Here is a 24,129-nt window from a genome sequence, read left to right as displayed (position 1 = left end):
ACCAATATAAATATATATACTTTAAAACATGGATAATTATTTAAGTCAACGACAAAAAATAAGCCATAAAGTCATATTGGTCAGACCAAATATCGCGCTTGGTAGTATTGTGCAAACACCAGCAATATTAATAAAGGCTAGTTAATCTTTTTTACCAAAAAGTTTTTTAAGCATGTCTGCCATTGGGCCCGCTGCTTTGAGTTGATGATTATCGCTGCGCGCTTCCCTTACATTGCTTTGCTGTTTGGGCTTTTCTGTTGCACCTTCATCGGTTTTAGCTTTATCAACTTTGGGCTTTTTTGCTTTAGGGTTGTTATCTTGCTGTCCAGATATTTTATTCATAAACTGGCTATCTTTATTGTCAGCAATGTCGCCAATATTATCAGCAATTTTTTTTAATAACTCTTCAAGCCAATCATTATCCACTTTGGCAAAATCACCAAGAACATGATTATGGACGAGTTCTTTTTGCCCCGGATGGCCGATCCCTAAGCGTAAGCGGCGATAATTTGCGCCACAATGAGCATCAATTGATTTTATGCCGTTGTGACCACCAGAGCCACCACCTGTTTTAATCCGTACTTTGCCTGCGGGTAAATCTAATTCATCATGAATTACAATGAGATTTTCAAGCGGCACTTTATAAAAGCGCATGGCTTCACCAATTGATTGGCCCGATAGGTTCATATAGGTTTGAGGCTTAATCAACAGGATTTTGCGATCATTTATTTTTCCCTCACTAATAAGGGCATGGAATTTTTTACTCCAAGGGGAAAAATTGTGGCGCTGTTGAATGTCATCCACCGCCATAAAGCCGATATTATGACGGTTATGCGCATATTGTGCGCCAGGATTACCTAAACCAGCAATAAGCAGCATGATGCCTCGCAGTATAATACAAATATTTGAATATTGATTTAAAGAATTGGGTAACAATTACCATAAAAAACATAAAGCATTTTACGCATAAACAAAATGTTTAAGCCTAAAATGCTTTAAATTGTCTCACATAGAGAAAAAGGGGAGTGAACTCCCCTTTAAATATTATTCGCTTGCAGCAGCTTCTTCAGCAGCTTCTTCAGATGTAAGAGCAGCAGGAGCTACGATTGTTGCAATGGTGAAATCGCGATCTTGGATAACGGTTTCAACTTTTGCAGGCAATTTAACTGCAGAAATATGGATAGAATCACCAATTTCATAACCGGTAAGGTCAACAGTGATTGCTTCTGGAATTGCATTTGCAGGAGCCAAAAGTTCAACATCGTGACGAACAACATTGAGAACGCCGCCGCGCTTGATACCAGGGGCAGCTTCTTCATTGATGAAATGCACAGGAACGTTCACTTCAACAACTGACTTTGCGGAAACGCGCAAGAAATCAACATGAAGAGGAGCATCGCTTACTGGATTAAGTTGATAATCCTTAGGCAATACCTGAATTTTTTTACCATCAAGATCAATAGTTGCAACAGTTGTACGGAAACCGCCGCCATGAATCTTGTAGAAAACTTCCTTATAGGGAACGGAAATTGCAATAGGTTCTTGCTTGTCACCATAGATGACTGCAGGAATAAGACCGTTGCGGCGAAGTTCGCGGGAGGACCCCTTACCAACCCGATCGCGCTTCTCGGCCTTGAGTGTATAGCCCTTACTCATGGCTGTATCCTTTCAAGTGTTATGGAGATTTTCAACTTAAGTTGAAAATATGCAGCAAATCATGCCTGTTTGAGTAATTTTTCAACGAAAACGGGAAATGCCTGCATTCCGCGTTGCCTCCAAGGGTGTCTACGCGGATGGCTTGCTATAAAGCAAACTTGCCTCACTTGCAAGAGTTGTGGGTTTTTTATTGAAAAATTCACAATTTGTGCCAAAAAAATGCTAAATGTCTGACAGAATCATTTACCACTACGGCTTATTGATCTTGCGGCCGCATTATGATTGCCCTTAGATTGCCGTTAATAGACCCGTGGTCTGGAGTTTTAATGAAAGTTGATATCAATATGGGTGTGGCGACCAAGGATGCTGCTTTGGGTAAAGCAGCTCCAGCGACGCTTGACCTTGAAGAGCTATTGGCAACCCGCCTTTTGGTGCAGGGTAACTCTGGCTCTGGTAAGTCACATCTTTTACGCCGTCTTCTTGAGCAAAGCGCTGATTGGGTACAACAATGTATTATTGATCCTGAAGGCGATTTTGTAACTCTTGCCGATCGATTCGGCCACGTGGTGGTTGAGGCCACGCGCACTGAAAATGAATTGACCCGTATCGCTGGCCGTATTCGTCAACACCGTGTATCGGTGGTATTAAACCTTGAAGGATTAGATGCCGAGCAACAAATGCGCGCTGCCGCTGCTTTTTTGGGCGGTCTTTTTGATGCCGAACGCGATCATTGGTACCCGATGTTAGTGGTGGTGGATGAAGCACAGCTTTTTGCCCCTGCCGCCGGCGGTGAAGTGTCAGATGAAGCCCGTAAAATTTCACTTGGCGCAATGACCAATTTAATGTGTCGCGGCCGTAAACGTGGCCTTGCTGGCGTTATTGCAACGCAGCGCCTTGCAAAACTTGCAAAAAATGTTGCGGCGGAAGCCTCCAACTTTTTGATGGGGCGTACCTTTCTTGATATTGATATGGCACGCGCTGCCGATCTTCTTGGCATGGAACGCCGACAAGCCGAGATGTTCCGTGATCTTGAACGCGGGCACTTTATTGCCCTTGGGCCTGCTTTATCGCGCCGGCCATTTCCAATTAAAATTGGAGATGTGGAAACCTCTGCTCGTTCATCCAGCCCTAAATTAATGCCACTACCTGATGCACCAATTGATGCGCAGGAATTAATCTTTACACCTTTGCCAAGTGAAATTCGCATAGCGCCGCGCCGGCCTGCGCCAGTACCACCTCCAAAGCCAACTTCTGAAATATTAGAAGAAGTTGTACGGATGCGCCAAGAAGAGCCAGAGGATGAAGCCCCTCTCTTTCCAGAAATTGGTAAGGCAGAAAAAGAAGCACAGTTCGAAAGTGTCATGCGTGAGATTGTTAACGATCCTGATGCAGCCTACCGCTCTGTTGCAGTACTTTATCAAGATTTTCTTGTCCGCTGCCGCATCCACCGTGTACCGGGGGAGCCGCTTGATCTTGCACAGTTTCGTCGCAAATTAGCGGTTGCGCAAGCCAGTATTGATGATGAGACCGCATCAGGTGAAGGCTGGCAACAGGCGCTTGAATTATCCAAAACCTTGACCGATGATGTACAAGGTGTGTTTTTAACCGTAGCGCAAGCCGCTGTGACGGGCGCCCCCTGCCCGGGGGACGCAACCCTCGCTCGTATTTATGGTACATATTCCCATTCTCGCGCCCGCCGTTTGCTTACCTATTTTGAAGAGCGCGGTCTTGTTGTCGTACGCACTGATTTTTCTGGCAAGCGCATTGTTGTTTTTCCTGATCTTGGCTTGGAAACTGCCGCAGGTGATCCAGAGCAACCTGATGATGTGACTTCTGGCCAACCAACTGCCGCTGAATAAATATTAATAACTAGTGCGCAATAAAAATTCACTAGTTATTACTACATCTAATTGATTTATATAAATATTTTTTAGTTCTGCATTTTTTTTTAAATTATTTACTTTTTGTAAACTTTTTTGGGAACCTTTTGCCGGCTAAGCCGTTATGATTGCAAGAACGCTGACAAATGGCAAAAAAGCCAACCTTTACTAAAAGGCAGCTTAAACAATTAACCAAACAACCCCGAAGAATTTAGCAACAGGAAGCCAAAAGCCTTTCCCGTTAACGATCTAACCTTGTCAAAATTTGAAGCATTTAAGCGCGAAACGAGTTTTCGCGAATAGAGAAGCTTTATTTAAATTCATTGGTTTGAGCGGTTCTTCCATAAAAATTTAAGGATAAAGATCATGAACCGTTTTACAAAATCAATCATCGCTGCGTCAACTCTAGCAATCGCAGTTATCAGCGGCGCACTTTGCGCACAAGCAACCACAATTTCAGCCCCTGCTTTATCATTGCATAATGCACCTGCATCAAGTGCCACTGTAACAAGCAATATTGCTAAGGGGACACAAGTTAATGTTGGTGTTTGTAATTCAGCTTGGTGCTATGTAACTGCTGGCAACCAAAAAGGTTGGGTTGAAACCAACAAGCTTTCAGGCCAATTAGCTGCAGCAAATAGCCAAGCTCGTTCAATGAGTGCTGGTGGTGCAACTGGTAGTGCTGGCGCAACAGGTGGCCGTACTGCTTCTGCTGGCTTAAACATCTCAATCACTATTGTGCCTGAACAATCAGAAGCAAAAGCTGCTAATCACAATCGCATCAATGTTGCTAAAATTGCGCCACAACATTTGCGTTAAGAATTTCATCAATCCCCGTTAGCTATAATCAAGCTAACCACTTGGCCTATCTGATTTCATGATCGATCAGATAGGTCTTTTTTATATTTATAGTATTCTTTTTTTAATACCAAACTAGATAGTTTAATTGTTTTATGTTTGAGCCTCTTTTTTTCAACGGGCAATTAGAGAAAAGATACTTCTTTCAAATTTTCGTAAACGAGACGCGAAAGCGTTATATAAAATAAAGCTTATTTTTCAATATCGCAAAATCAGGCATTGATCGGTCAAAGTGCAATTAGCGTTGCAAAAATTTATATGACGTAGCCAAATTTTCTACCAAGGGTCAATGATTGCCCAATGATCATCAGCCAAAAGTGCTTAATATAAAACCATCTTACGCTACATTAAAAGCAATCATCAATAATGTTAAGCAAAAAGAATTTTCAATTTTTGATCATTATTAAGCTATTTTAGCTTTGTCGTTAAGCAAACAACGCAAAGCTGCAAGAGTTTTCAAACATCTTATTTCAATCTCAATATCTGATAATTCCGCTTGTTGATTGATAATCCGCAGTGTTTGGAGATCTCCAACAAGCAAGCTTAAAAACCACTCTGTTACCTCAATTTCGTTATGACTTTCATCCGTACAAATGCGTTTTATAAGTTGATTTAATAAGGCTTTAATTTCGCCGCGACCACTGGTAGATATTGCTAGACCCAAAGCACCACTAGGATCAGCTGCTGCTGCGCGATTTAACAATATTGCTTTCTCACTTAAGATCATACGTAATAGAATTGGTGCTATATTTACTAAAGTTTGCCAAGCGTCTTGATGCTGATCAATAGCTTCTTTTAAAGTGTGATAAGTTTGTGCAGCGTTCTCTTTAACCATAGCTTTAAACAAACCATCCTTATCGCCAAACCAACGATAAAGTGTTTCATTAGAAGCTTTTGCAGCATTTGCAATACGAAGCATCGATGCTCCACCATAGCCATACAGCTTTAATTGCTCATAGGCAGCTTCAAATATTGAAATTTCTCGGCTACGCCGTACCATTTCTTTCATTTGGTTAGGCCCCCTTTACATTTAACGTAAACATTTATACGGAATATAAAGCGTACAAATGTTTACGCTTATTGAAAGGAATAAATATGCGCAATTTCGCATTTTTCATGGTTATGGTTTCTCTGCTGTTAAGTGCGGCCATATTTGGATTTTTTTATGCTTGGCTTTGTTCGACGATGTGGGGACTAGATAAAATAGATCCCCGTATTGCAATAAATGCAATGCAAGCTATGAATAGTTCGGTCCGCAACGCTGTCTTTGCTCCGGCGTTTTTTGGCACACCTATCGCTTTATGTTGTACTGCCATTGTACTATTCTATGTGCGCCATAAAAAAAGTGCCTTAATGGTTGCAGTTGCAAGTATCGTTTATATTTGCTTTTGCTTCATTTTAACAGCCCTTATAAATGTGCCTATGAATGTAGCTTTAGCTGCTGTGGTAATACCCGAAGATATCCAAAAAGCTGACTTAATTTGGAAAAACTATTCACAACCATGGCAGTTTTGGAATTTAATACGATTTATTGCTTCTGGTATTGTTTTTACATTAACCATTCTCGCAGTCTTTTCTCTGCCGCGCCTACAGACCCAAGAATGCTCAAAAAAGTCTTAACAAAGCAAGACTATAAGACTTGAATCAACATAATGGCAAAGAGCTGATCCCATGACCAGCTCTTTTATCGAATTTTAAATAATTATTTTGCACTTGGATAATTCGGGCTTTCACGAGTAATCGCCACATTATGGGTATGGCTTTCATGAAGACCGGCATTAGTAATGCGCACAAAAGTTGCTTTTTCTTGAAATTCAGAAATAGTTTTGGCACCAACATAACCCATAGAAGCGCGCAAACCACCGGCAAGCTGATGAAGGACTGATGAAATTGGCCCCTTATAAGCAACCTGCCCTTCGATACCTTCTGGAACAAGCTTAAGCTCATCGCGAACTTCGGCTTGGAAGTAACGATCTGCTGATCCACGCGCCATCGCGCCCACTGAACCCATGCCACGATAGGCCTTGAATGAGCGACCTTGATGAAGATAAACTTCACCTGGGCTTTCCTCGGTACCGGCAAGCAACGAACCTGCCATTGCAGCGCAAGCACCAGCAGCAATAGCCTTGGCAAAATCACCTGAATATTTAATGCCACCGTCAGCAATAACCGGAATACCTGCCTTATGAGCAACTTCGACTGCGCCCATAATCGCTGCAAGCTGTGGCACACCAACACCGGCAACAATACGCGTTGTGCAGATAGAGCCAGGTCCAATGCCAACCTTAACTGCGTCAGCACCAGCATCAATCAAAGCACGGGTTGCGTCACCTGTTGCAACATTACCAGCAATAATTGCGGTATTCGTTGCCATTTTGCGAATTTCAGCAACGGAATCAAGGACACGCTGTGAATGGCCATGGGCGGTATCAATAACAATAATGTCAACACCGGCATCAATCAAACGCTCGGCGCGTTCCATGCCATCTTTGCCAACCGTTGATGCCGCAGCAGCACGTAAGCTACCATGTTCATCTTTAGATGCATGGGGATTTAACTGTGATTTCTCAATATCCTTAACTGTAACAAGACCAACACAGCGGCCTTGATCATCAACCACCAATAGCTTTTCAATGCGATGATGATGCAATAAACGCTTAGCTTCTTCTTGGGTGACATTTTCACGCACAGTTACCAGATTTTCGCGTGTCATCAATTCATAGATTTTTTGATTAGGATTTGAAGCAAAGCGCACATCACGATTGGTCAAAATACCGACGAGACGACCTGGCCCCTTGGCTTCGCCCTTATGTTCCACCACTGGAATACCTGAAATTCCATAAGCTTTCATGATTTGGCGCGCCTCAGAAAGTGGCGCATCAGGATGGATAGTTACAGGATTGACCACCATACCAGATTCGAACTTTTTAACTTGGCGTACTTGTTCTGCTTGTTCATCAGGTGTCATATTGCGGTGAATAACGCCAATACCACCAGCTTGCGCCATTGCAATGGCAAGACGCGCTTCGGTAACAGTGTCCATAGCAGCGGATAATAGCGGTAAATTAAGTTCAATGTCGCGGGCAATACGTGTTCTAATATCGACTTGACCGGGCATAACCTCTGAATGACCTGGCTGGATAAGCACGTCATCAAATGTAAGAGCTAACAGCCCTGTAGCGGTTTCAACGATTTTTGCCATTGTCAATTCCCTTTTAAATGCACAAATACCGCACTCTTTTAAAGATGCGGCTAACGCTTGGCTAATGATATGAATTGACAACGGTGCGTACCATGCTTTAACGCTAATGAAAAGCTATTTTTAAAAAAATATTAATCTTTAATGCCGTAAATCACTTCAATTATATTTTATAGAGCAATTTTTACAGTTTTAAGGAGGTAATCCTCTCCATTTTTTGTAAAATGCTTTTAACGATAGCATGCAGCTTTGGAAATGAAGTAAAATTTTGCTTATGATCCTATATCTAGCTGTTTTGTATTATTGATAATGAAATGCGAAGGATGGCTATGCATTCGTCAATAGCAATAGAAAATCGTAAAACCTGTTTCATCGTTGGAAATGGCAATTTATCACGAGATTTTTCTAACGAGATTAATAATGCTGATTATGTTTTACGTTTTAATGAACCGCGTATGCTAGGTGGTTGGGCTGGCCTAAAGACTGATTGTTTAATGTTGGCAAATTCTGGTAAGCCAATGCAAACCAAGCTTTATGATAGTGCTTTCATTGTTTCACCGTTTTTTGAAGCAGCAAGAGAGCTTATTTTTGTCTATCACCCCAATATTATGCGCCGTTATTTTAAACGCCCTTTAATCACATCGCGATTGTTAAAAGGTCGTAAAGTTGATTGGACGGCTGAAGCAATCAAAATATTAGGTGAAGCTGGTAAACCGATTACAATTATGCCACCGCAATTTTATTTATCAGCTTGCCGCGATATAGGTATTGAAGGTGAAGGTCTTTACAAGCAATTTCCGTCCACTGGATATCTTGGCATGTGGCGCACTTTAAAACAGTTTTGGCCAGCTGAATGGCAAATCAATATTATTGGTTTTGGTTTTGAAGGATGGAAACGCCACAACTGGGACGCAGAACGCCAATGGGTTAAAGACCGTGCGGATGAAGGTGTTTTGACTTTACTTTAATGTGTTGAAGTCATCGCTAATTAAAGCCATGCGTTTTTTTAATATTGAAAACGCATGGCATGATCGTGAAAATATTTTAAATAATTATCTAAATGAAAACAAGTTTATCAATGTCGCCACTGTTGGGGCGGTTTGGGTAATACTCGATAGCCTTGCGGCGCACCTTGATAAACCATTGGCGGCCTTTGATGCATTGTTGGTGGACGTTGATAATTTGGCGGAGGACGATGAAACCCAGCAGGTGGCCTTTGGACACCGGGCCGCGGAGGTGGAGGACGGTGGAAGCCGGGAGGTGGACGGTGATAGTTTGGCGGCGGCCGATGGTAGACTGGTGGTGGTGGACGATGATAATGGTGACGATAATAATTGCGATCGCGGTTACGATAATAATAATCACCATAGCCACCGATAATAAATGGCATTACGACCGCTGGACCTGGGTTTCCCACATAAGGTCTCACCGGTTGTCTAGCGTTTTGATAAGCAATATAACGTGCTGAAATCCAGCCACTATAGCCACCAGCATTGATCGAGCACCAATTAGCCCGACATTGATTAATATTAATTGGATAGCCAGCTGGTAGCGTCGCTTGTACACGGTAGCGCGTACTTGGGCCATTGCGCAAATTCACATTTCCCGTTGTAATAGCATCAGCAGCAAGTGCAGTGCCAGCACCAAGGCAAAAAATACTTACTAATAAGGAACTTAAAAACCTTTTCATGATACACCATCCTTTGCTGCCAAAGCAGCTGATAATGACCTTGATGGCCAAAAAATTGCGCCATTATTATTTGCTATTACAATATTCTATGTCACAACAGCGCGTTCATATGTGTAGTAATACTATCCTATTAGCAAATTTTAGATGAATGGTTAATGAATAGTTAATGATGCTAAAGCCCCCCGCGATAAACAGCCATTTAATAAAAAATCAAAAAATAGGATGTTTTCTCAAGTTTAAGACCATATCATCAGCGCAGCAAGCCCTAAAACGCCAACAATAATGCGCCACCAGCCAAAGAGCGTAAAGCCTTTACGTGACACATAATCAAGCAAGTGGCGAACAACAAAAACACCGGAAATAAAGGCAACAACAAAGCCAATAATAATATAAATTCCATCATTAAATGTGAGAACACGATAGCTTTTGAAAAGCTCAAGCGCAAAAGCTCCTGCCATGGTAGGCAAGGCTAAAAAGAACGAAAATTCCGCAGCTGAGCGCTTATTGGCTCCCATTAACAGCGCAGCTACAATTGTCGACCCAGAACGCGAAACACCCGGTATCATTGCAAGGCACTGGCAAAAGCCAATGGCAAGACACATAGCGAGCGGATATTTTGTTGCGTCATCATAACGGGGCTTAAGATCCATCTTATCTACAACCAAAAGAACAACACCGCCAATGATGAGCGAAATACAAACCAATAAGGGTGAGGCTAAAAGATAAGTTTTAATAATACTATGTAAAGCAAAGCCGATAAAAACAGCGGGTAAAAAGGCTAATAAAACTCCAAGGACAAAACGGCGCACGCTAGCATCGCTGGTAAAATTGCGGGCAATATAGGCAAGTTTGCCAAAATACACGGTTAAAATTGCTAAAATAGCGCCAAGTTGAATGAGAATCTCAAAGGTTTTTTGAGGCGAATTAAATCCTAAAAAATGGCCAATTAAAACAAGATGGCCAGTTGAAGAAACGGGGATAAATTCGGTTAATCCTTCAATAAGTCCTAGGAAAAACGAATTAAAAATTTGAAAAAGATCCATAGTGAGCCTATTGGTGCAAAGGTGAAATGTTAATGACTTTGGTTGGTAAAAACAATATATTGGCTTTATAAGGCATTAAAATAAAATAAGGCGTTAAAAAATATTTATTTAGTAACTAATTTATTATAATTGGTTTTCACTAGACGTATTTGCTAAAAGTCATTATGCACAAGAAATGTATTTTTTGGGCAGAGTCTTCTTCGGGCCATGTTTGGCTTGATCAATTTAAAGCCATGCTTGGCTTGGTCTATTGAAATATGTTAATGAAGTACAAAATAAAGTAAATAATATTTTATGTAATTTGCTTTATTTCCTATAATTTGAAATCAGGTTTTTGCAATTGAACGAAATGTGCCGCATATGCTGACGCTTTTTCAACATCCCATGTCTTCTGCCTCGCGCTTTATCCGCCTTATTCTTAATGAATATGGGGTTGCTACCAATTTGATTGAAGAATATGAATGGGCAAATCGCCGTGAATTCAAAGCATTAAACTTGGCTGGTACTGTACCTGTATTGCTTGCAGAAGGCGAAGTTGCTATTTGTGGTGCAACAGTCATTTGCGAATATCTTGATGAAACGCGCGGTACTTTTAATCGTGGCGCACCATTTTTTCCGCAAAATCCATTAGAACGCGCTGAAGTACGCCGCGTCATTGACTGGTTTTTGAATAAGTTTGAAAATGAAGCCACTGTCCATATTGTCCGTGAACGGGTTTATAAAAGCGAAATGACTGCGGCTCAAGGTGGTGGTGCACCTGATTCGACCATTTTGCGCAATGCACGCAATAATATTCGCCCCCATATGCAATATTTGGATTGGCTTGCCGCGACGCGTGACTGGATTGGCGGCTATACGCTAACCTATGGAGATCTTGCTGCAGCCGCTTCTATATCCGTGCTTGATTATATGGGAGAAATTGATTGGAGCCAATATCCCGCCGCACGCGATTGGTATGCTCGCTTAAAGTCTCGCCCGTCTTTCCGTCCATTGTTAAGTGATCGCATTCGTGGTCTTATGCCGGTCGCCCATTATGCAGACCTTGACTTTTGATAAGGCTGTAAAGCTTAAACAATTTATTGCCAGCGAAGCAAAGGCGCATGGTTTTGACCTTTTTGCCATTGCGGATCCAAAATCGGTGCTTGATGCCGGTGATCGTTTAAAGATAGCGGTTGAGCGTGGCTATCATGGCGATATGGAATGGATGAAAGAGACGCTGGAACGGCGTCAATCTCCACAAAATCTTTGGCGAGAAGTGCGTTCTGTCATTATGCTAGGCGTTAATTATGGGCCAGAGCATGATCCACGCTTAGATGCAAACAGCAAAGATAAGGGGAATATATCGGTTTATGCTCGCCATCGTGATTATCATGATTTGATCAAAGGACGGCTTAAACAACTAGCGTCGCGTTTCGCGTCACGCGCTGGTGGTGAGGTTAAGGTTTTTGTAGATACCGCACCAGTGATGGAAAAGCCTTTGGCTGTTGCTGCAGGACTGGGCTGGCAGGGAAAGCACACCAATCTTGTTAGCCGCGAATTTGGTGCATGGTTGTTTTTAGGTTCTATTTTTACAACTCTTGAGCTGCCCGTTGATGAAGCCGAAATTGACCGCTGTGGCTCCTGCAAAGCCTGTCTTAATTCTTGTCCAACCAATGCTTTTCCAGCTCCCTATCAATTAGATGCACGCCGTTGCATTTCTTATCTGACGATTGAGCTTAAAGAGCAAATCCCGCATCAATTTCGTAAAGCCATTGGCAACCGTATTTATGGTTGCGATGAATGTTTAGCGGCCTGCCCTTGGAATAAGTTTGCCCAACACACCAATGAAATTAAATTGCAAGCACGACCAGAACTTATGGAACCAGATTTGCGGTTTTTGCTTAGGTTTGATGATACGAATTTTCGCCAGTTTTTTTCAGGATCGCCAATAAAGCGTATAGGACGAAATAGGTTCATTCGTAATGTTTTATTGGCAGCTGGCAATAGCAATGATAGAACATTTATTGAGGATATTAAGGCGCATTTAAATGATGGTGATGTTCTTGTCCGCTCTATGGCAGTTTGGGCATTAAAGGAACTTATGTCATCAAACGAATTTGATGACTTTCGCCAATTGCACATGCACCAAGAAAATGATGATATGGTTAAAATTGAATGGGAAGTAACGTCATGAAGTTTTTTATATTTGGTGCAGGTTTTAGCGCACGAGCTTTTGCAAGACTAAATAAGGAAGCGGTAGCAGGGACAACGCGCAAATTTGATAAATTTGAACTTTTGGAAGATGCTAATGTAAAGCCCTATATTTTCGATGGCGTCAATTTAAGCGCGGAAATTATCGCAGAACTATCCGACACCACACATCTTATTGTTTCTGCGGCACCCAATGAAACAGGGGACCCAATACTACAAGTTAAAGACATTGATTTGTTATTACCAAAATTGCAATGGATTGGCTATCTATCAACCGTTGGAGTTTATGGCGACCATCAAGGCAATATTGTAGATGAAGAAAGCAATTGCAAGCCAACGACGGAACGCAATGAAATGCGGGTTATTGTTGAGCAAAACTGGCTTGATTTGGGCAAAAAGCTGAACGCCAAGGTTGCAATTTTACGTTTGGGCGGCATTTACGGCGCCGGCCGCAATGCCTTTAATAAGCTTAAAAATGGCACTGCTAACCGAATTATTAAGCCAGGGCAAAAATTCAGCCGGATCCATAGCGATGATATTGCCGGTGTTTTACACTATTTTGCACAACATAATTTGGGCGGCATTTTTAATGTTGCGGATGATGAGCCTTCACCACCGCAAGATGTCATTACTTATGCAGCTGAAATTATGGGGGTTGAGCCGCCGGTTGAAGTACCCTTCGAAAAAGCAGATTTGTCACCCATGGCGCGTTCTTTTTATGGCGATAATAAGGTTGTATCCAATAAAAAATTAAGACAAAGTGGTTATGATTTCAAATATCCAAACTATCGCGATGCGCTTAATGGCATGTGGCGTGATAATAGTTGGGAAAGGGAATAAGCATTTGCAACAAATGTGTGTAAGCGGTTTTGTGTTCGCAAAATGCGGTAGGTAAAAATAGATTTGCAACAAAAGTGCGTAAGCGGTTTTGTGTTCGCAAAATGCGATTGGTAAAAATAGATTTGCAACAAAAGCGCGGTGTGGCTCGTTGCAAATGATGCGGTTAATTAAGAAAGGCGGCAGCATGAAAACGAGTTTTAAATTTTGTCTGGCTTTATGTAGCCTAAGTCTTTTTGGTCTTTCTTATACAGGTCTTGCCCAAGCTGATGAGCCTGCAAAACAAGCTTTCAGCGCCCAAAAAACGCCAACTGGCGGCGAGCCAAAAGCTATTGGTTTTTATTCCAAAGGCTGTTTATCAGGTGCAATGCAGATGCCCATTGATGGTCCCAATTGGCAAGTTATGCGTTTATCGCGCAATCGCAATTGGGGACATCCAACGACAATTGCATTTTTGCAGCAATTATCCCGTGACGCCGCCAAAGATGGTTGGCGCGGTTTATTAATTGGCGACATTTCACAGCCACGTGGCGGACCAATGCCGCAAGGCCATGCCTCGCATCAAATTGGTATGGATGCCGATATTTGGTTGATGCCAATGCCAGCGCGCAAATTGAGTGCAAAAGAGCGTGAAAATATTCAAGGCGTTTCAATGCTTAAAGGTAAAAGCCTTTATGTTGACCCTAAAAAATGGACACCAGCCCATGGTTTTCTCATTAGGGATGCCGCCTCTAGCCCACTGGTCGATCGTATTTTTGTGCATCCTGGCATTAAAAAGCAACTATGTGAAACAGCAACGGGCGACCGTGCATGGCTTGGCAAAGTGCGCCCCTATTGGGGGCATATTTGGCATTTCCATGTTCGGTTAAAATGCCAACCTGGTTCTCCTGCTTGTGTTTCACAGCCGCCCGTACCCAAGGGTGATGGTTGTGGTTCTGCCCTAGCATGGTGGTTTACCGATGAACCTTGGGTACCCAAAACACCTAAAAAGCCAAAAGAGGAAGAAGAACAACCAAAAGAAATGATGGTATCTGACTTACCTAAAGCTTGCGCTGCTTTGCTTAATGAATAGATAAATCATATTACTGAGTGGGGTAAAATGCTTGATACATCATCAATTATCTTTCCTGTTTTAATTGCCGATATTGGTGGCACGAATGCGCGCTTTGCTTATTTAGCAGATAGTGCAAGTGAACTTTTGTTGTTTGATAGTTTAAAAACTGCTGATTTTGATAATATAGATCAGGCGATTAAGCGTAATATTTTACCGCACCTTAAAAATCCTCCTAAAACACTCATCATTGCTTGGGCAGGGCCAATTGATGGCGTGGCACCAAAGCTCACTAATTCTAAGTGGTTTATTGATAAACAAGCCTTGGCCAAAAATTTGGATTTAAAAGCCATATGTTTGCTAAATGATTTTGAGGCACAGGCTTTAGCCACAACAGTTTTACCAGCTGCACAATTGCAGCAAATTGGCGGTAAAATGCATGAAAGCAATGCGTCGCGAGCAATTTTAGGCCCAGGTACTGGCCTTGGTGTTGCTGGGCTTGTTTCTTTTAAAGGGCAATATTTACCAGTTGCTGGTGAAGGTGGGCATATTGATTTTCCATTAATGGGTGAAGATGAATTTGCGCTTTTTAAATATCTACCATTACTTGAAGGGCGCTTAACCGCAGAAGAAGTTTTAAGTGGGCGTGGGCTTTTAGCCATATATCATGCGCTTTGTCAAAAAAATGGTGTTGTGATTGATTTTACATCTGCCGACAAGGTCAGCCATGCAGCTTTACATGATGATCATCATTTAGCACGCCAAGCCATAGATTTGTTTTTAAAGTGGTTGGCGCGTATTGCTGGCGATATTGCCCTTATCTTTAAGGCAAAAGGCGGCGTTTATATTGGTGGTGGCATTGTACCACGGCTTTTGCCTTTGCTTGATGAAGGTATATTTCGTGATGAATTTGAAAATAAAGCTCCTCATCAATGGTTGATGCAGGATATGCCAATTTTTATCATCAAGGATTCAAATTCTGCCTTAACAGGCATGGCAGGTTTGGCTAAAAATCTAAAGGATTATTTAGTGAATATCCATTATTTTTCTTAAAATAAATTTGCATGTTTTCTCTTTTGATAGTTGCGTTCTTTCTGGCTAAAGTTCATTATAGAATAGATTAGTTAAAGGAGATTTTAATGCGGCTTGCAGTTGTGGGTGCCGGTGGGCGTATGGGGCGCGAATTAATTCGCACAATTAACGAAATTGATGGCGCAGAGCTTGGCGCTGCAATTGAGCGTAGTGGCTCCGACCTTATTGGCAAAGATGCAGGGCTTCTTGCTGGACTGGAAGAAAATGGCATAAAAATAACCGATGATGCATTGGCAGCTTTTGCGGCAGTTGATGGGGTTATCGATTTTACCTCACCTGTTTCTAGTCTTATTTATGCTGGCTTTGCAGCGCAAGCGCGCATTGTCCATGTTATTGGCACAACGGGATTTGAACAAAAAGACGAAGCGGCGATTTTAGCGGCTTCCCGCCATGCAAAAATCGTTAAGTCTGGCAATATGAGCCTTGGCGTTAATCTTTTGGCAAGCCTTGTCAAGCAAGCTGCAAAAGCACTTGATATAGCTGACTTTGATATTGAAGTGGTGGAGATGCATCATCGCAAAAAGGTTGATGCGCCATCAGGTACCGCACTTTTATTGGGTGATGCCGCAGCAAAGGGGCGCGAGCAAAACTTAAACGATGTGAGTGTGCGTGGCCGCGATGGTATCACTGGTGCGCGTGAAACTGGCACAATTGGTTTTGCTGCCTTGCGTGGTGGCACAGTAATTGGTGAACATTCAGTTATATTTGCTGGCGAAAACGAACGCATTGTTTTATCGCATATTGCTGAAAATCGCTCAATCTTTGCTCGTGGGGCAATAAAAGCTGCGCTTTGGGCGCAAGATAAACCGCATGGCCTTTATTCTATGGCTGATGTGTTGGGGCTTGAAGCTTAACACAAGCAATTAGTTTACTATTTTATAAAATCCAATCTCGCAAAAGGAAGAAACAGATATGCAACGCACACTTGTACTTGTCCGTCATGGTCAAAGCGAATGGAATCTTAAAAACCTTTTTACTGGCTGGCGTGATCCAGGATTGACCGAGCAAGGTCATCAAGAAGCGATTAGCGCAGGGCAAAAATTAAAGGCAGAAGGACTTCAGTTTAATATTGCCTTTACTTCAGCTTTAAGCCGCGCACAGGTGACCTGCCAACATATTTTGGACGAGATTGGCGAACCAAATTTGCAAACCATCCGCGACCAAGCTTTAAACGAGCGCGATTATGGTGATTTATCAGGTCTTAACAAAGATGATGCTCGCCAAAAATGGGGTGAAGATCAGGTTCATATTTGGCGCCGTTCCTATGATATTGCACCTCCAGCAGGCGAAAGTTTGCGTGATACTGGCGCACGCGTTTGGCCTTATTATATCCATAAAATTCAACCGCATGTTTTGCGCGGTGAATCGGTGCTTGTTGCAGCCCATGGCAATTCATTACGGGCATTAATTATGGCACTTGAAGGCTTAACTCCTGATGAGGTGGTAAAGCTTGAGCTAGCGACTGGTGTGCCAATTGTTTATACCTTAAATGCTGATTCAACCATTGCTACTAAAAAAGTGCTTGGTTAAATCTATCAAAATTACGTCATTGAGAAGCTGTGCGCCCTAAAAATGGGGCGAACAGCTTTTTATTTTGTATTTAGCAAAATTAATACTTATGCAAAAATACGTTGTAAAACCGATTGAGTTATGGCTAATATCACGGCATTAACTCTTTCTAGACGGTGCAACCGAAATGAATAATTCAATACCCAATCCTGCGGGTGGCATTATGCTTGCCCAAGCGGTGCAGCCTGACAGCAAAATTGTCAAGTTTGGCCCCGATAATCCCCTTATTCTTGATAGCGGCGTGACATTGTCACCCTTTCAAATTGCCTATCAGGATTATGGCACTTTAAATGCGGATAAAAGCAATGCTATTCTTATTTGCCATGCTTTAACCGGCGATCAGCATGTTGCGAATGATCATCCCGTTACCGGTAAACCGGGTTGGTGGGAATCATTGGTTGGCCCTGGCAAAATAATCGATACAAACAAATATTATGTTATTTGCTCCAATGTTATTGGTTCATGTTTAGGCTCATCTGGCCCAGCATCGCTTAATCCGCAAACAGGACTTCCTTACGCACTTGATTTTCCGGTCATTACCATTGGTGATATGGTACGGGCGCAAGCCATGCTTGTCGATCATATGGGTATTGATACATTATTTGCGGTTATTGGTGGCTCCATGGGCGGCATGCAAGTGTTACAATGGGCATCAAGCTATCATAGTCGTATGTTCTCGGCGATTATTTTGGCAAGTGGCGCACGCCATTCAGCGCAAAATATTGCCTTTGATGAAATTGGTCGGCAAGCGATTATGGCTGACCCCAATTTTCATGAAGGCCGCTATTTAGAAAAAGGCACTGTGCCACGCAAAGGTTTAGGTGTTGCGCGTATGACTGCCCATGTCACCTATTTGTCAGAAGACGCCTTGCATCGCAAATTTGGTCGCAATTTGCAAAATCGCAGTAATATTACCTATGGGTTTGATGCAGATTTCCAGATCGAAAGTTATTTACGCCATCAGGGAAGTTCTTTTGTTGAGCGATTTGACGCTAATTCCTATCTCTATCTCACCCGCGCGATGGACTATTTTGATCTTGCGAGCGAACATGATGGCCAATTGTCAAAAGCCTTTGCCGGCATTAAATCGCGGGTGTTTGTAGCTTCTTTTTCATCTGATTGGTTGTTTTCTACCAAAGAAAGCCGCAGTTTTGTTCACGCACTAAATGCTGCAGGGGCAGCAGTTTCCTTTGTCGAAATTGAAACCGATAAAGGACATGACGCATTTTTATTGGATGAGCCGATCATGTTTTCGGCAATTAATGGTTTTGTTGCATCGGCTGCTAAAGCAAGAGGGCTAAAAGATGAGTGACATAGCAAATCTTAGTGCCAGTCTTTCGCGTGTGGATTTTGACGTCATTGCCTCGCTAGTACAGCCGCAAACACGCGTCCTTGATGTTGGTTGCGGTAATGGTTCGTTGCTTGAACTTTTAATTGAGCGAAAAAAAATTGATGGGCGCGGTGTTGAATTATCACAAGAGGGCGTCGATCTTTGCATGGCACGCGGCCTATCGGTTATTCAAGGTGATGCCGATAGTGACCTTATCTATTATCCTGATCAAGCCTTTGATTATGTGATATTATCGCAAACCTTGCAGGCGACGCGCAATCCCAAAAATGTACTCGACAACCTCTTGCGCATTGGCAAACATGTCATTGTGTCGATCCCCAACTTTGGCTATTGGCGAGTGCGCGCTTCGCTGTTATTTCGCGGTAGAATGCCGGTTACCAAAGAATTACCTTATAGTTGGTATGACACGCCCAATATTCATTTTTGCACGATTGAAGATTTTTTGGATACGGTGCGCGAGTTAAATGGGAACATTGAGGAAAGAGTGGTGCTTAAACGCTCTGGTGAACGGGTGAGTTTTCGGCTGCCAGAAGCTGCCCTTAATATGTTTGGGCAACAAGCTGTGTTTTTGTTGCGCCGTTAAACCATGTTTTATACCCGTGAAAGATTAGCGTTTTTAGCCGCCCTTGTTAAGGATAATATTAGGCATTGGGGGTTTCACTCCAATGCTGAAGTTGCCTTACTTACCTATTCGGAAAATGCCACCTTCATTATTCAAGATAAGGGGCAAAAACGTGTGTTACGTGTTTATCGACCGCATTATCATAGCAATGCCGAGATATTAAGCGAATTGCAATTCATGCAAAAAGTTGAACAACAAGGCAATATTATTTTGCCCCATATTTATAAAACCAAAGATAATCAATATTTTTTAACACTTCATGCCGAAAACACTGATTGGCGAATTGCCTGTTTTTCGTTTATCGAAGGTATTGAGCCTAAAATATCTGATGATTTACCGCAATGGTTTAATAAATTAGGCGGATTAGCAGCGCAGTTACACAGCATAACACGAGACTGGCCATCTCAAGATGCTAATAGTCAAAATATTTTCACCCGAAAAAGCTGGGCCTATGAAACCATGATTGGTAAAAATGCCTATTGGGGTAATTGGCGAGCAGCAAGGCTTGAGGAAAAAAATAAAGCCTTACTTGAAATTTGCGATGCACAATTAAAAAATGTCTGTGAAACGCTAGCAAATAAAGGCACAAAATTTTCGCTTTTACACGCGGATTTGCGCCTTGCCAATTTGCTGAAGCATAAAGATGAATTAGCGATTATCGATTTTGATGATTGCGGCTTTTCATGGCTTGGTTTGGATTTTGCCAATGCTATTAGTTTTATCGAAAATGAACCAATTGTGCCCTTGTTGCAAGATCAATGGTTGAGTGGCTACGCAAAGGTGAGAGAACCTGATAGACATATGATTGAATCCTTGCCTCACCTCATCATGATGCGGCGCATGCAGCTAACCGCTTGGTTGATGAGCCATAATGAAACGCCAACTGCTATCGCATTAAATGATCAATTTGGCTGTATAACAAGCCATCTTGCCAAAATATATTTACATAAGCATGGTTGAATTAGCTGTTAAAAAGATAAATTAACAATCGACTTCATAAAATAATGAATTATCTATTGAAACATGGAAAAAACGCTTCAAGAACCGATTGCTGATAATATTGCTAAAATCCTTGCCGAGCGAATTATTCGCGGCGAGATGCAAGCTGATGAAAAACTGCGGCAAGACCATATCGCAATTGAGTTTTCAACCAGCCATGTACCAGTGCGTGAAGCGTTTCGCCGTTTAGAAGCTATGGGCTTGGTGGTAAGCTTACCGCGGCGCGGCGTGCGGGTTTCTTCCTTTACTAAGGATGACATGCGCGAGGTGGCGCAAATGCGTGCATCATTAGAGGCTTTGGCCTTGCGCCATGCGGCTCCACATTTAACCCCCGCCATTTTAGAAAAGGCTGAAGAATTAACAAGTTTGGGCGAAGCAGCTCGCGATGTTGCTACTTGGGAAGATGCTAACCGGCAGTTTCACCGCTCTATCCTTGTGCCTTGCAACATGCCACGATTAATGAGCACGATTGATGAATTGCATATTGCCAGCGCACGCTTTGTTTTTTCTGGCTGGCGAGCCGAATGGGAAGCACCAAGCGATCGCGATCACCGCGCCATTTTAGATGCTTTACGTAAAAACAATATTGATTTAGCAGTAAGTGTCCTTGCCCACCATATTGACTGGAAGCGTGCATAACCGACCATTTTATTTGTATTTAAAAACAAAACTTTAAATTTAATTAGTTTAATAAAGTCATATTAAATTTAGTTCAGAGAGTGAAATATTTTAAGTTGTGCATTTAATAAACATAATTGAATTTAAATTCACACTAATGACTACACAAGTTAAAAGACTGTTTTAAAATTCCTTTATTTTTTTAAATCATTTTGTTTATTTCCAAACCTTTTTACTCTGATTAAAATAATTATTTTTTTGAACAAGTTATCAGGCAGTTTATTTTAGAATTTTCGAATATAATATATATGACTCTCGAAGCATAAGACATATATAAAATAAACGATCCTAACAAATCATTCATTATTTTTTTTAAATATTTAAAATTTTTTAAAGAAATATTATAAATTAATTTAGAGACTGGAGGGACAACTCCCGTATTCGGATTCTTAAAAACGCAATGGAAAAGTTCGTGTCTTTCTTATCCCAAATGTGGTTAAAGAATCGCTTTTACCAATTATCATACAATCAAGGAAACCAAATTCTGTTGTTTATCGAGATAAGCTTTTCTGCTTATGATGTTCTCGATATTTCGGATTTTCAATTTGAGCGAATCAACCATTCAAAAACCTTTGTCGATGATCGCAATCATATCAATCGAATTGGAATTTCTGGAGCCAAGCCAAGCGGCATATGCGTCGCTTTAATGGTACCCCAAAAGAGCACTTTTACCTCTAATTAAAGAAGTGTGAGTGGCATTTTAACTATCATTCAACAAAGAACTTTATTAAATCATTGTCAAGTTGGATGGAATAATTATACTTACCCTTAACTATGCCAGCTCCTTATCTTTAATCTCAATTAATAAGCCTTAAAATTTAGTAAAATAAAAAACTAAAATAACAAAAAATTTTTGACAAATAAATTATAAAATGTATAAATATATATACTTTTAGGTATGATATTTTTAAATTTTATTTAAATGAATTTTAATCAATATCAGCTGCAATAAAATTATAAAAACTTTATATACTATTTATTTTTCTATTTGCACTATCTAAGGAGGATGATATGCATATACTTGAATATATAGGTAATACCCCTCTAGTTAAAATTCCAAATCTTTTAATTGAAAAATCACCACCAGTTTATGTAAAGTTAGAAGAGTATAATCCAGGGGGAAGTGTAAAGACAAGACCTGGGGCGCAAATGGTGTGGGATGCCTACTTTTCCAAAAAAATAAATGGACGTAAAATTTTAGAACCTACAGGGGGCAACACAGGCATTGGAATTACATTAGCAGCTAAGCACTATGGACTTGACGTCACTTTAGTTATCCCTGATAATTTTAGTCAAGAAAAACAAAAAACATTAATAGCTTACGGTGCCAACATTATTCTTTCTGATCATAAAACAGGTCCAGGTTCTCATATAAGATTAGCTAAAGAAATTTTAGAGTATGAAACAAAATTTATTTGCCTCGATCAATTTTCAAATTTCTCAAATCCTAAATCTCATTTTTTAACAACAGGCCCAGAAATTGTAAGGCAGCTTAAACCAAACAATATAGATTGTTTTGTTGCTTCAATTGGAAGTGGTGGCACAATTACCGGTGTAGCAAAATATCTTAAAATGATTACAGGCTCTTCAACAAAAATAATAGGCGTTGAGCCAGCAGGTTGTGACTTATTTAATAATATTACTGTAGCGCATAAAATTGAAGCAATTAGTGTGGGTATTACACCTAAAATTCTAGATCTAAAATTAATAGATGAAATGATTCAGGTTGATTTTGAAGAATTGCAAGCTTTGCGTTCGACACTCAGTAAAGAATTTGGGTTATTTTTAGGGGTTTCTTCCGGTGCAAATATTTTAGGGGCGATGAAAATTGCGAGTAATTATAGCCTAAATTCGAAAATAGTCACAGTTGCACCTGATAGCGGGCGTAGTTATTTAGCTTAAATAAGGTTTTATTATATGAAATCGTTTAATCAACAATTCCCATTAGCAATCATATTAAATCTGTTAATTGAAAATAAAATTTATTTCATTAATGAAACTGATATCACCAAAATAACGTCACAGTATTGTCTAGATTTGGATGCATTTGTTGAAAAAGATCCTAGTTGTCATGGCGATTTAAATCTTTTAATTTCCAGTTATATTAGTCATCATTCAATTGCAGCTTATAGACTTTCTAATTTTCTTTGGAAAAAGGGGTGCAGGATTGAAGCAATGAATGTCCAAGAATATTCTAAAATTAAAACAGGCATAGAAATACACCCTGCTGCAACAATAGGTGAAAGATTTGTAATCGATCATGGTATTGGAACTGTTATCGGTGAAACTTCAATTATTGGCAATAATTGCTATTTTTTACAAAATGTTATTCTGGGAGCATCCAGAATTGTAGGTATGGCTGGTAAAAGACATCCTACGATAGGTAATAATGTTGAAATTGGAGCTTTTTCTAGACTTTTTGGGCCAATAATAGTTGGACACCATGTTAAAATATCACCCCATTCAATTATCACTAATGATATACCAGATAATTCGATTGTTATTGTAAAAAATGTAAAGCAAGAAATTAAAACCTTATGATCCAAACAAATAATAATAGCCGTGATGTTTTGCTTGTTTTGCTATTTGTTAGCTGCTTGGCATCAGGTGGTATTTTTGTGCGCATGAGTGATCTTGGGCCAATTAATACTGGCCTATGGCGCATTGTATTTAGTATTCCAATTCTATTGCCATTCTTACTTTATGAAAAATCAAAAATTGGCTATAAGCCACTATCGGGGAAGGATTTTATCCTTTTGGCAATTGCTGGTGGCTTTTTGGCTGGCGATTTAGCAATTTGGAATATTTCTTTTCATTATACTACTGTTGCTAATGCCAATCTTTTAGCCAATTTTGTACCTTTGATTATTATTCCAGTATGTTATTTTATTTATAAAGAGCCAATATCGCGTAATTTCTTTTTGGGGGCGATTGTTATTCTAATTGGCGTAGTCTTGCTGGTAAGTGGTAAATCCACAATTACATCAGTTAACCTGCTTGGTGATAGTCTTGCCTTTTTAACCTCGATATTTTACGCGCTATTTTTGTTGATGGTTTATAAACTGCGTAATCGCACCAGTGCTGTGCAAATCATGTTTTACAGCGGTCTTGGTTCAATTGTAACGCTATTTTTCATATGCTTAATGACTGAAGGCATTCAATTTCCCAATACATGGCATGCTTTGTTACCAATTCTTGGACTAACGGTTTTTTCACAAATTTTAGGACAAGGCGGTTTGAGTTATAGTTTGGGACGTATTTCTGCCTCTTTTGCCTCTATTCTTGTTTTAACTCAGCCGGTTATTTCGGCAATTTATGCATTTTTGTTCTTCCATGAAAGTTTGACATGGATGGAAGTACTAGCAATGTTTATCGTTTTGGTTGGAATTTATCTCGTAAAAAGGAAATAATCCC

General features: G+C 40.8%; 24 protein-coding genes. 18 read left to right on the top strand and 6 right to left on the bottom strand.

Translation table 11 applies throughout. The annotated features are described in order from the left end of the window. Positions 1-141: 141 nt before the first annotated feature. Positions 142-879, bottom strand: a complete 738-nt coding sequence (pth, locus tag N5852_RS03610; protein WP_262099060.1) for an aminoacyl-tRNA hydrolase — start codon at positions 877-879, stop codon at positions 142-144. Positions 880-1,044: 165 nt separating this feature from the next. Further along, on the bottom strand, positions 1,045-1,656 hold the full coding sequence (locus N5852_RS03605; protein WP_182418824.1) for a 50S ribosomal protein L25/general stress protein Ctc: 612 nt from the start codon (positions 1,654-1,656) through the stop codon (positions 1,045-1,047). 326 nt (positions 1,657-1,982) lie between these two features. Between N5852_RS03605 and N5852_RS03600 the strand changes: the two genes are divergently transcribed. Continuing rightward, positions 1,983-3,515 carry a helicase HerA domain-containing protein gene (locus N5852_RS03600; protein WP_262099059.1) on the top strand — a complete coding sequence of 511 codons (1,533 nt, stop codon included), beginning with the start codon at positions 1,983-1,985 and terminating at the stop codon, positions 3,513-3,515. A 387-nt stretch (positions 3,516-3,902) separates the two neighbouring features. Next, complete coding sequence (locus tag N5852_RS03595; RefSeq protein WP_262099058.1) at positions 3,903-4,355, top strand: SH3 domain-containing protein; 453 nt, start codon at positions 3,903-3,905, stop codon at positions 4,353-4,355. A 442-nt stretch (positions 4,356-4,797) separates the two neighbouring features. Here N5852_RS03595 and N5852_RS03590 read toward each other — a convergent pair whose 3' ends face one another. Beyond that, on the bottom strand, positions 4,798-5,403 hold the full coding sequence (locus tag N5852_RS03590) for a TetR/AcrR family transcriptional regulator (protein ID WP_262099057.1): 606 nt from the start codon (positions 5,401-5,403) through the stop codon (positions 4,798-4,800). A gap of 86 nt (positions 5,404-5,489) precedes the next feature. On the opposite strand from N5852_RS03590, the gene N5852_RS03585 reads away from it, so the two are divergent. Next, positions 5,490-6,014 carry an anthrone oxygenase family protein gene (locus N5852_RS03585; RefSeq protein WP_262099056.1) on the top strand — a complete coding sequence of 175 codons (525 nt, stop codon included), beginning with the start codon at positions 5,490-5,492 and terminating at the stop codon, positions 6,012-6,014. A gap of 82 nt (positions 6,015-6,096) precedes the next feature. Here the strand turns inward: N5852_RS03585 and guaB are convergent, their stop codons facing one another. Continuing rightward, on the bottom strand, positions 6,097-7,596 hold the full coding sequence (gene guaB, locus N5852_RS03580; RefSeq protein ID WP_262099055.1) for an IMP dehydrogenase: 1,500 nt from the start codon (positions 7,594-7,596) through the stop codon (positions 6,097-6,099). A gap of 326 nt (positions 7,597-7,922) precedes the next feature. Here guaB and N5852_RS03575 point away from each other — a divergent pair, with 326 nt between their 5' ends. Further along, positions 7,923-8,561, top strand: a complete 639-nt coding sequence (locus N5852_RS03575; protein WP_262099054.1) for a glycosyltransferase family 29 protein — start codon at positions 7,923-7,925, stop codon at positions 8,559-8,561. A gap of 107 nt (positions 8,562-8,668) precedes the next feature. Here N5852_RS03575 and N5852_RS03570 read toward each other — a convergent pair whose 3' ends face one another. After that, on the bottom strand, positions 8,669-9,283 hold the full coding sequence (locus N5852_RS03570; RefSeq protein ID WP_262099053.1) for an SH3 domain-containing protein: 615 nt from the start codon (positions 9,281-9,283) through the stop codon (positions 8,669-8,671). 236 nt (positions 9,284-9,519) lie between these two features. After that, positions 9,520-10,326: an undecaprenyl-diphosphate phosphatase gene (locus N5852_RS03565; protein ID WP_262099052.1), complete on the bottom strand. Its 807-nt coding sequence runs from the start codon at positions 10,324-10,326 to the stop codon at positions 9,520-9,522. 360 nt (positions 10,327-10,686) lie between these two features. Here N5852_RS03565 and N5852_RS03560 point away from each other — a divergent pair, with 360 nt between their 5' ends. The 14 genes from N5852_RS03560 to N5852_RS03490 all read left to right on the top strand — a co-directional run bounded on the left by N5852_RS03560 (position 10,687) and on the right by N5852_RS03490 (position 24,125). Continuing rightward, the gene (locus N5852_RS03560; protein ID WP_262099051.1) at positions 10,687-11,379 is read left to right on the top strand and encodes a glutathione S-transferase family protein; all 693 of its coding nucleotides are present in this window, start codon (positions 10,687-10,689) and stop codon (positions 11,377-11,379) included. Next, complete coding sequence (queG, locus tag N5852_RS03555; RefSeq protein WP_262099050.1) at positions 11,360-12,499, top strand: tRNA epoxyqueuosine(34) reductase QueG; 1,140 nt, start codon at positions 11,360-11,362, stop codon at positions 12,497-12,499. Before N5852_RS03560 ends, queG begins: the two co-directional genes overlap by 20 nt. After that, the gene (locus N5852_RS03550) at positions 12,496-13,356 is read left to right on the top strand and encodes an SDR family oxidoreductase (protein ID WP_262099049.1); all 861 of its coding nucleotides are present in this window, start codon (positions 12,496-12,498) and stop codon (positions 13,354-13,356) included. Before queG ends, N5852_RS03550 begins: the two co-directional genes overlap by 4 nt. A gap of 157 nt (positions 13,357-13,513) precedes the next feature. Next, positions 13,514-14,425, top strand: coding sequence for a penicillin-insensitive murein endopeptidase (mepA, locus tag N5852_RS03545; protein ID WP_410004244.1), 912 nt, complete (start codon positions 13,514-13,516; stop codon positions 14,423-14,425). Between the two features lie 27 nt (positions 14,426-14,452). Beyond that, positions 14,453-15,457, top strand: a complete 1,005-nt coding sequence (gene glk / locus N5852_RS03540; protein WP_262099047.1) for a glucokinase — start codon at positions 14,453-14,455, stop codon at positions 15,455-15,457. 86 nt (positions 15,458-15,543) lie between these two features. Then, positions 15,544-16,350 carry a 4-hydroxy-tetrahydrodipicolinate reductase gene (dapB, locus tag N5852_RS03535; RefSeq protein ID WP_262099046.1) on the top strand — a complete coding sequence of 269 codons (807 nt, stop codon included), beginning with the start codon at positions 15,544-15,546 and terminating at the stop codon, positions 16,348-16,350. 58 nt (positions 16,351-16,408) lie between these two features. Beyond that, complete coding sequence (locus N5852_RS03530) at positions 16,409-17,026, top strand: 2,3-bisphosphoglycerate-dependent phosphoglycerate mutase (protein ID WP_182418848.1); 618 nt, start codon at positions 16,409-16,411, stop codon at positions 17,024-17,026. 202 nt (positions 17,027-17,228) lie between these two features. Next, positions 17,229-18,377 carry a homoserine O-acetyltransferase MetX gene (locus tag N5852_RS03525; RefSeq protein WP_410004243.1) on the top strand — a complete coding sequence of 383 codons (1,149 nt, stop codon included), beginning with the start codon at positions 17,229-17,231 and terminating at the stop codon, positions 18,375-18,377. Beyond that, positions 18,370-18,999, top strand: coding sequence for a methionine biosynthesis protein MetW (gene metW, locus N5852_RS03520; protein WP_182418850.1), 630 nt, complete (start codon positions 18,370-18,372; stop codon positions 18,997-18,999). Before N5852_RS03525 ends, metW begins: the two co-directional genes overlap by 8 nt. Positions 19,000-19,002: 3 nt before the next feature. Continuing rightward, entirely contained in the window at positions 19,003-19,998 is a 996-nt protein-coding gene (locus N5852_RS03515; RefSeq protein ID WP_262099044.1) for a phosphotransferase enzyme family protein, read from the top strand. A gap of 63 nt (positions 19,999-20,061) precedes the next feature. Continuing rightward, positions 20,062-20,676: a GntR family transcriptional regulator gene (locus N5852_RS03510; RefSeq protein ID WP_262099043.1), complete on the top strand. Its 615-nt coding sequence runs from the start codon at positions 20,062-20,064 to the stop codon at positions 20,674-20,676. Positions 20,677-21,726: 1,050 nt separating this feature from the next. After that, positions 21,727-22,617: a PLP-dependent cysteine synthase family protein gene (locus N5852_RS03500; protein WP_262099042.1), complete on the top strand. Its 891-nt coding sequence runs from the start codon at positions 21,727-21,729 to the stop codon at positions 22,615-22,617. Positions 22,618-22,632: 15 nt separating this feature from the next. Then, entirely contained in the window at positions 22,633-23,256 is a 624-nt protein-coding gene (locus tag N5852_RS03495; RefSeq protein WP_262099041.1) for a serine O-acetyltransferase, read from the top strand. Continuing rightward, positions 23,253-24,125, top strand: a complete 873-nt coding sequence (locus N5852_RS03490; RefSeq protein WP_262099039.1) for a DMT family transporter — start codon at positions 23,253-23,255, stop codon at positions 24,123-24,125. Before N5852_RS03495 ends, N5852_RS03490 begins: the two co-directional genes overlap by 4 nt. The last annotated feature ends 4 nt before the right edge of the window (positions 24,126-24,129 follow it).

This window comes from Bartonella sp. HY328 (assembly GCF_025449335.1).
Classification (GTDB): domain Bacteria; phylum Pseudomonadota; class Alphaproteobacteria; order Rhizobiales; family Rhizobiaceae; genus HY038.
This window is presented reverse-complemented; position numbering and strand designations above follow the sequence as displayed.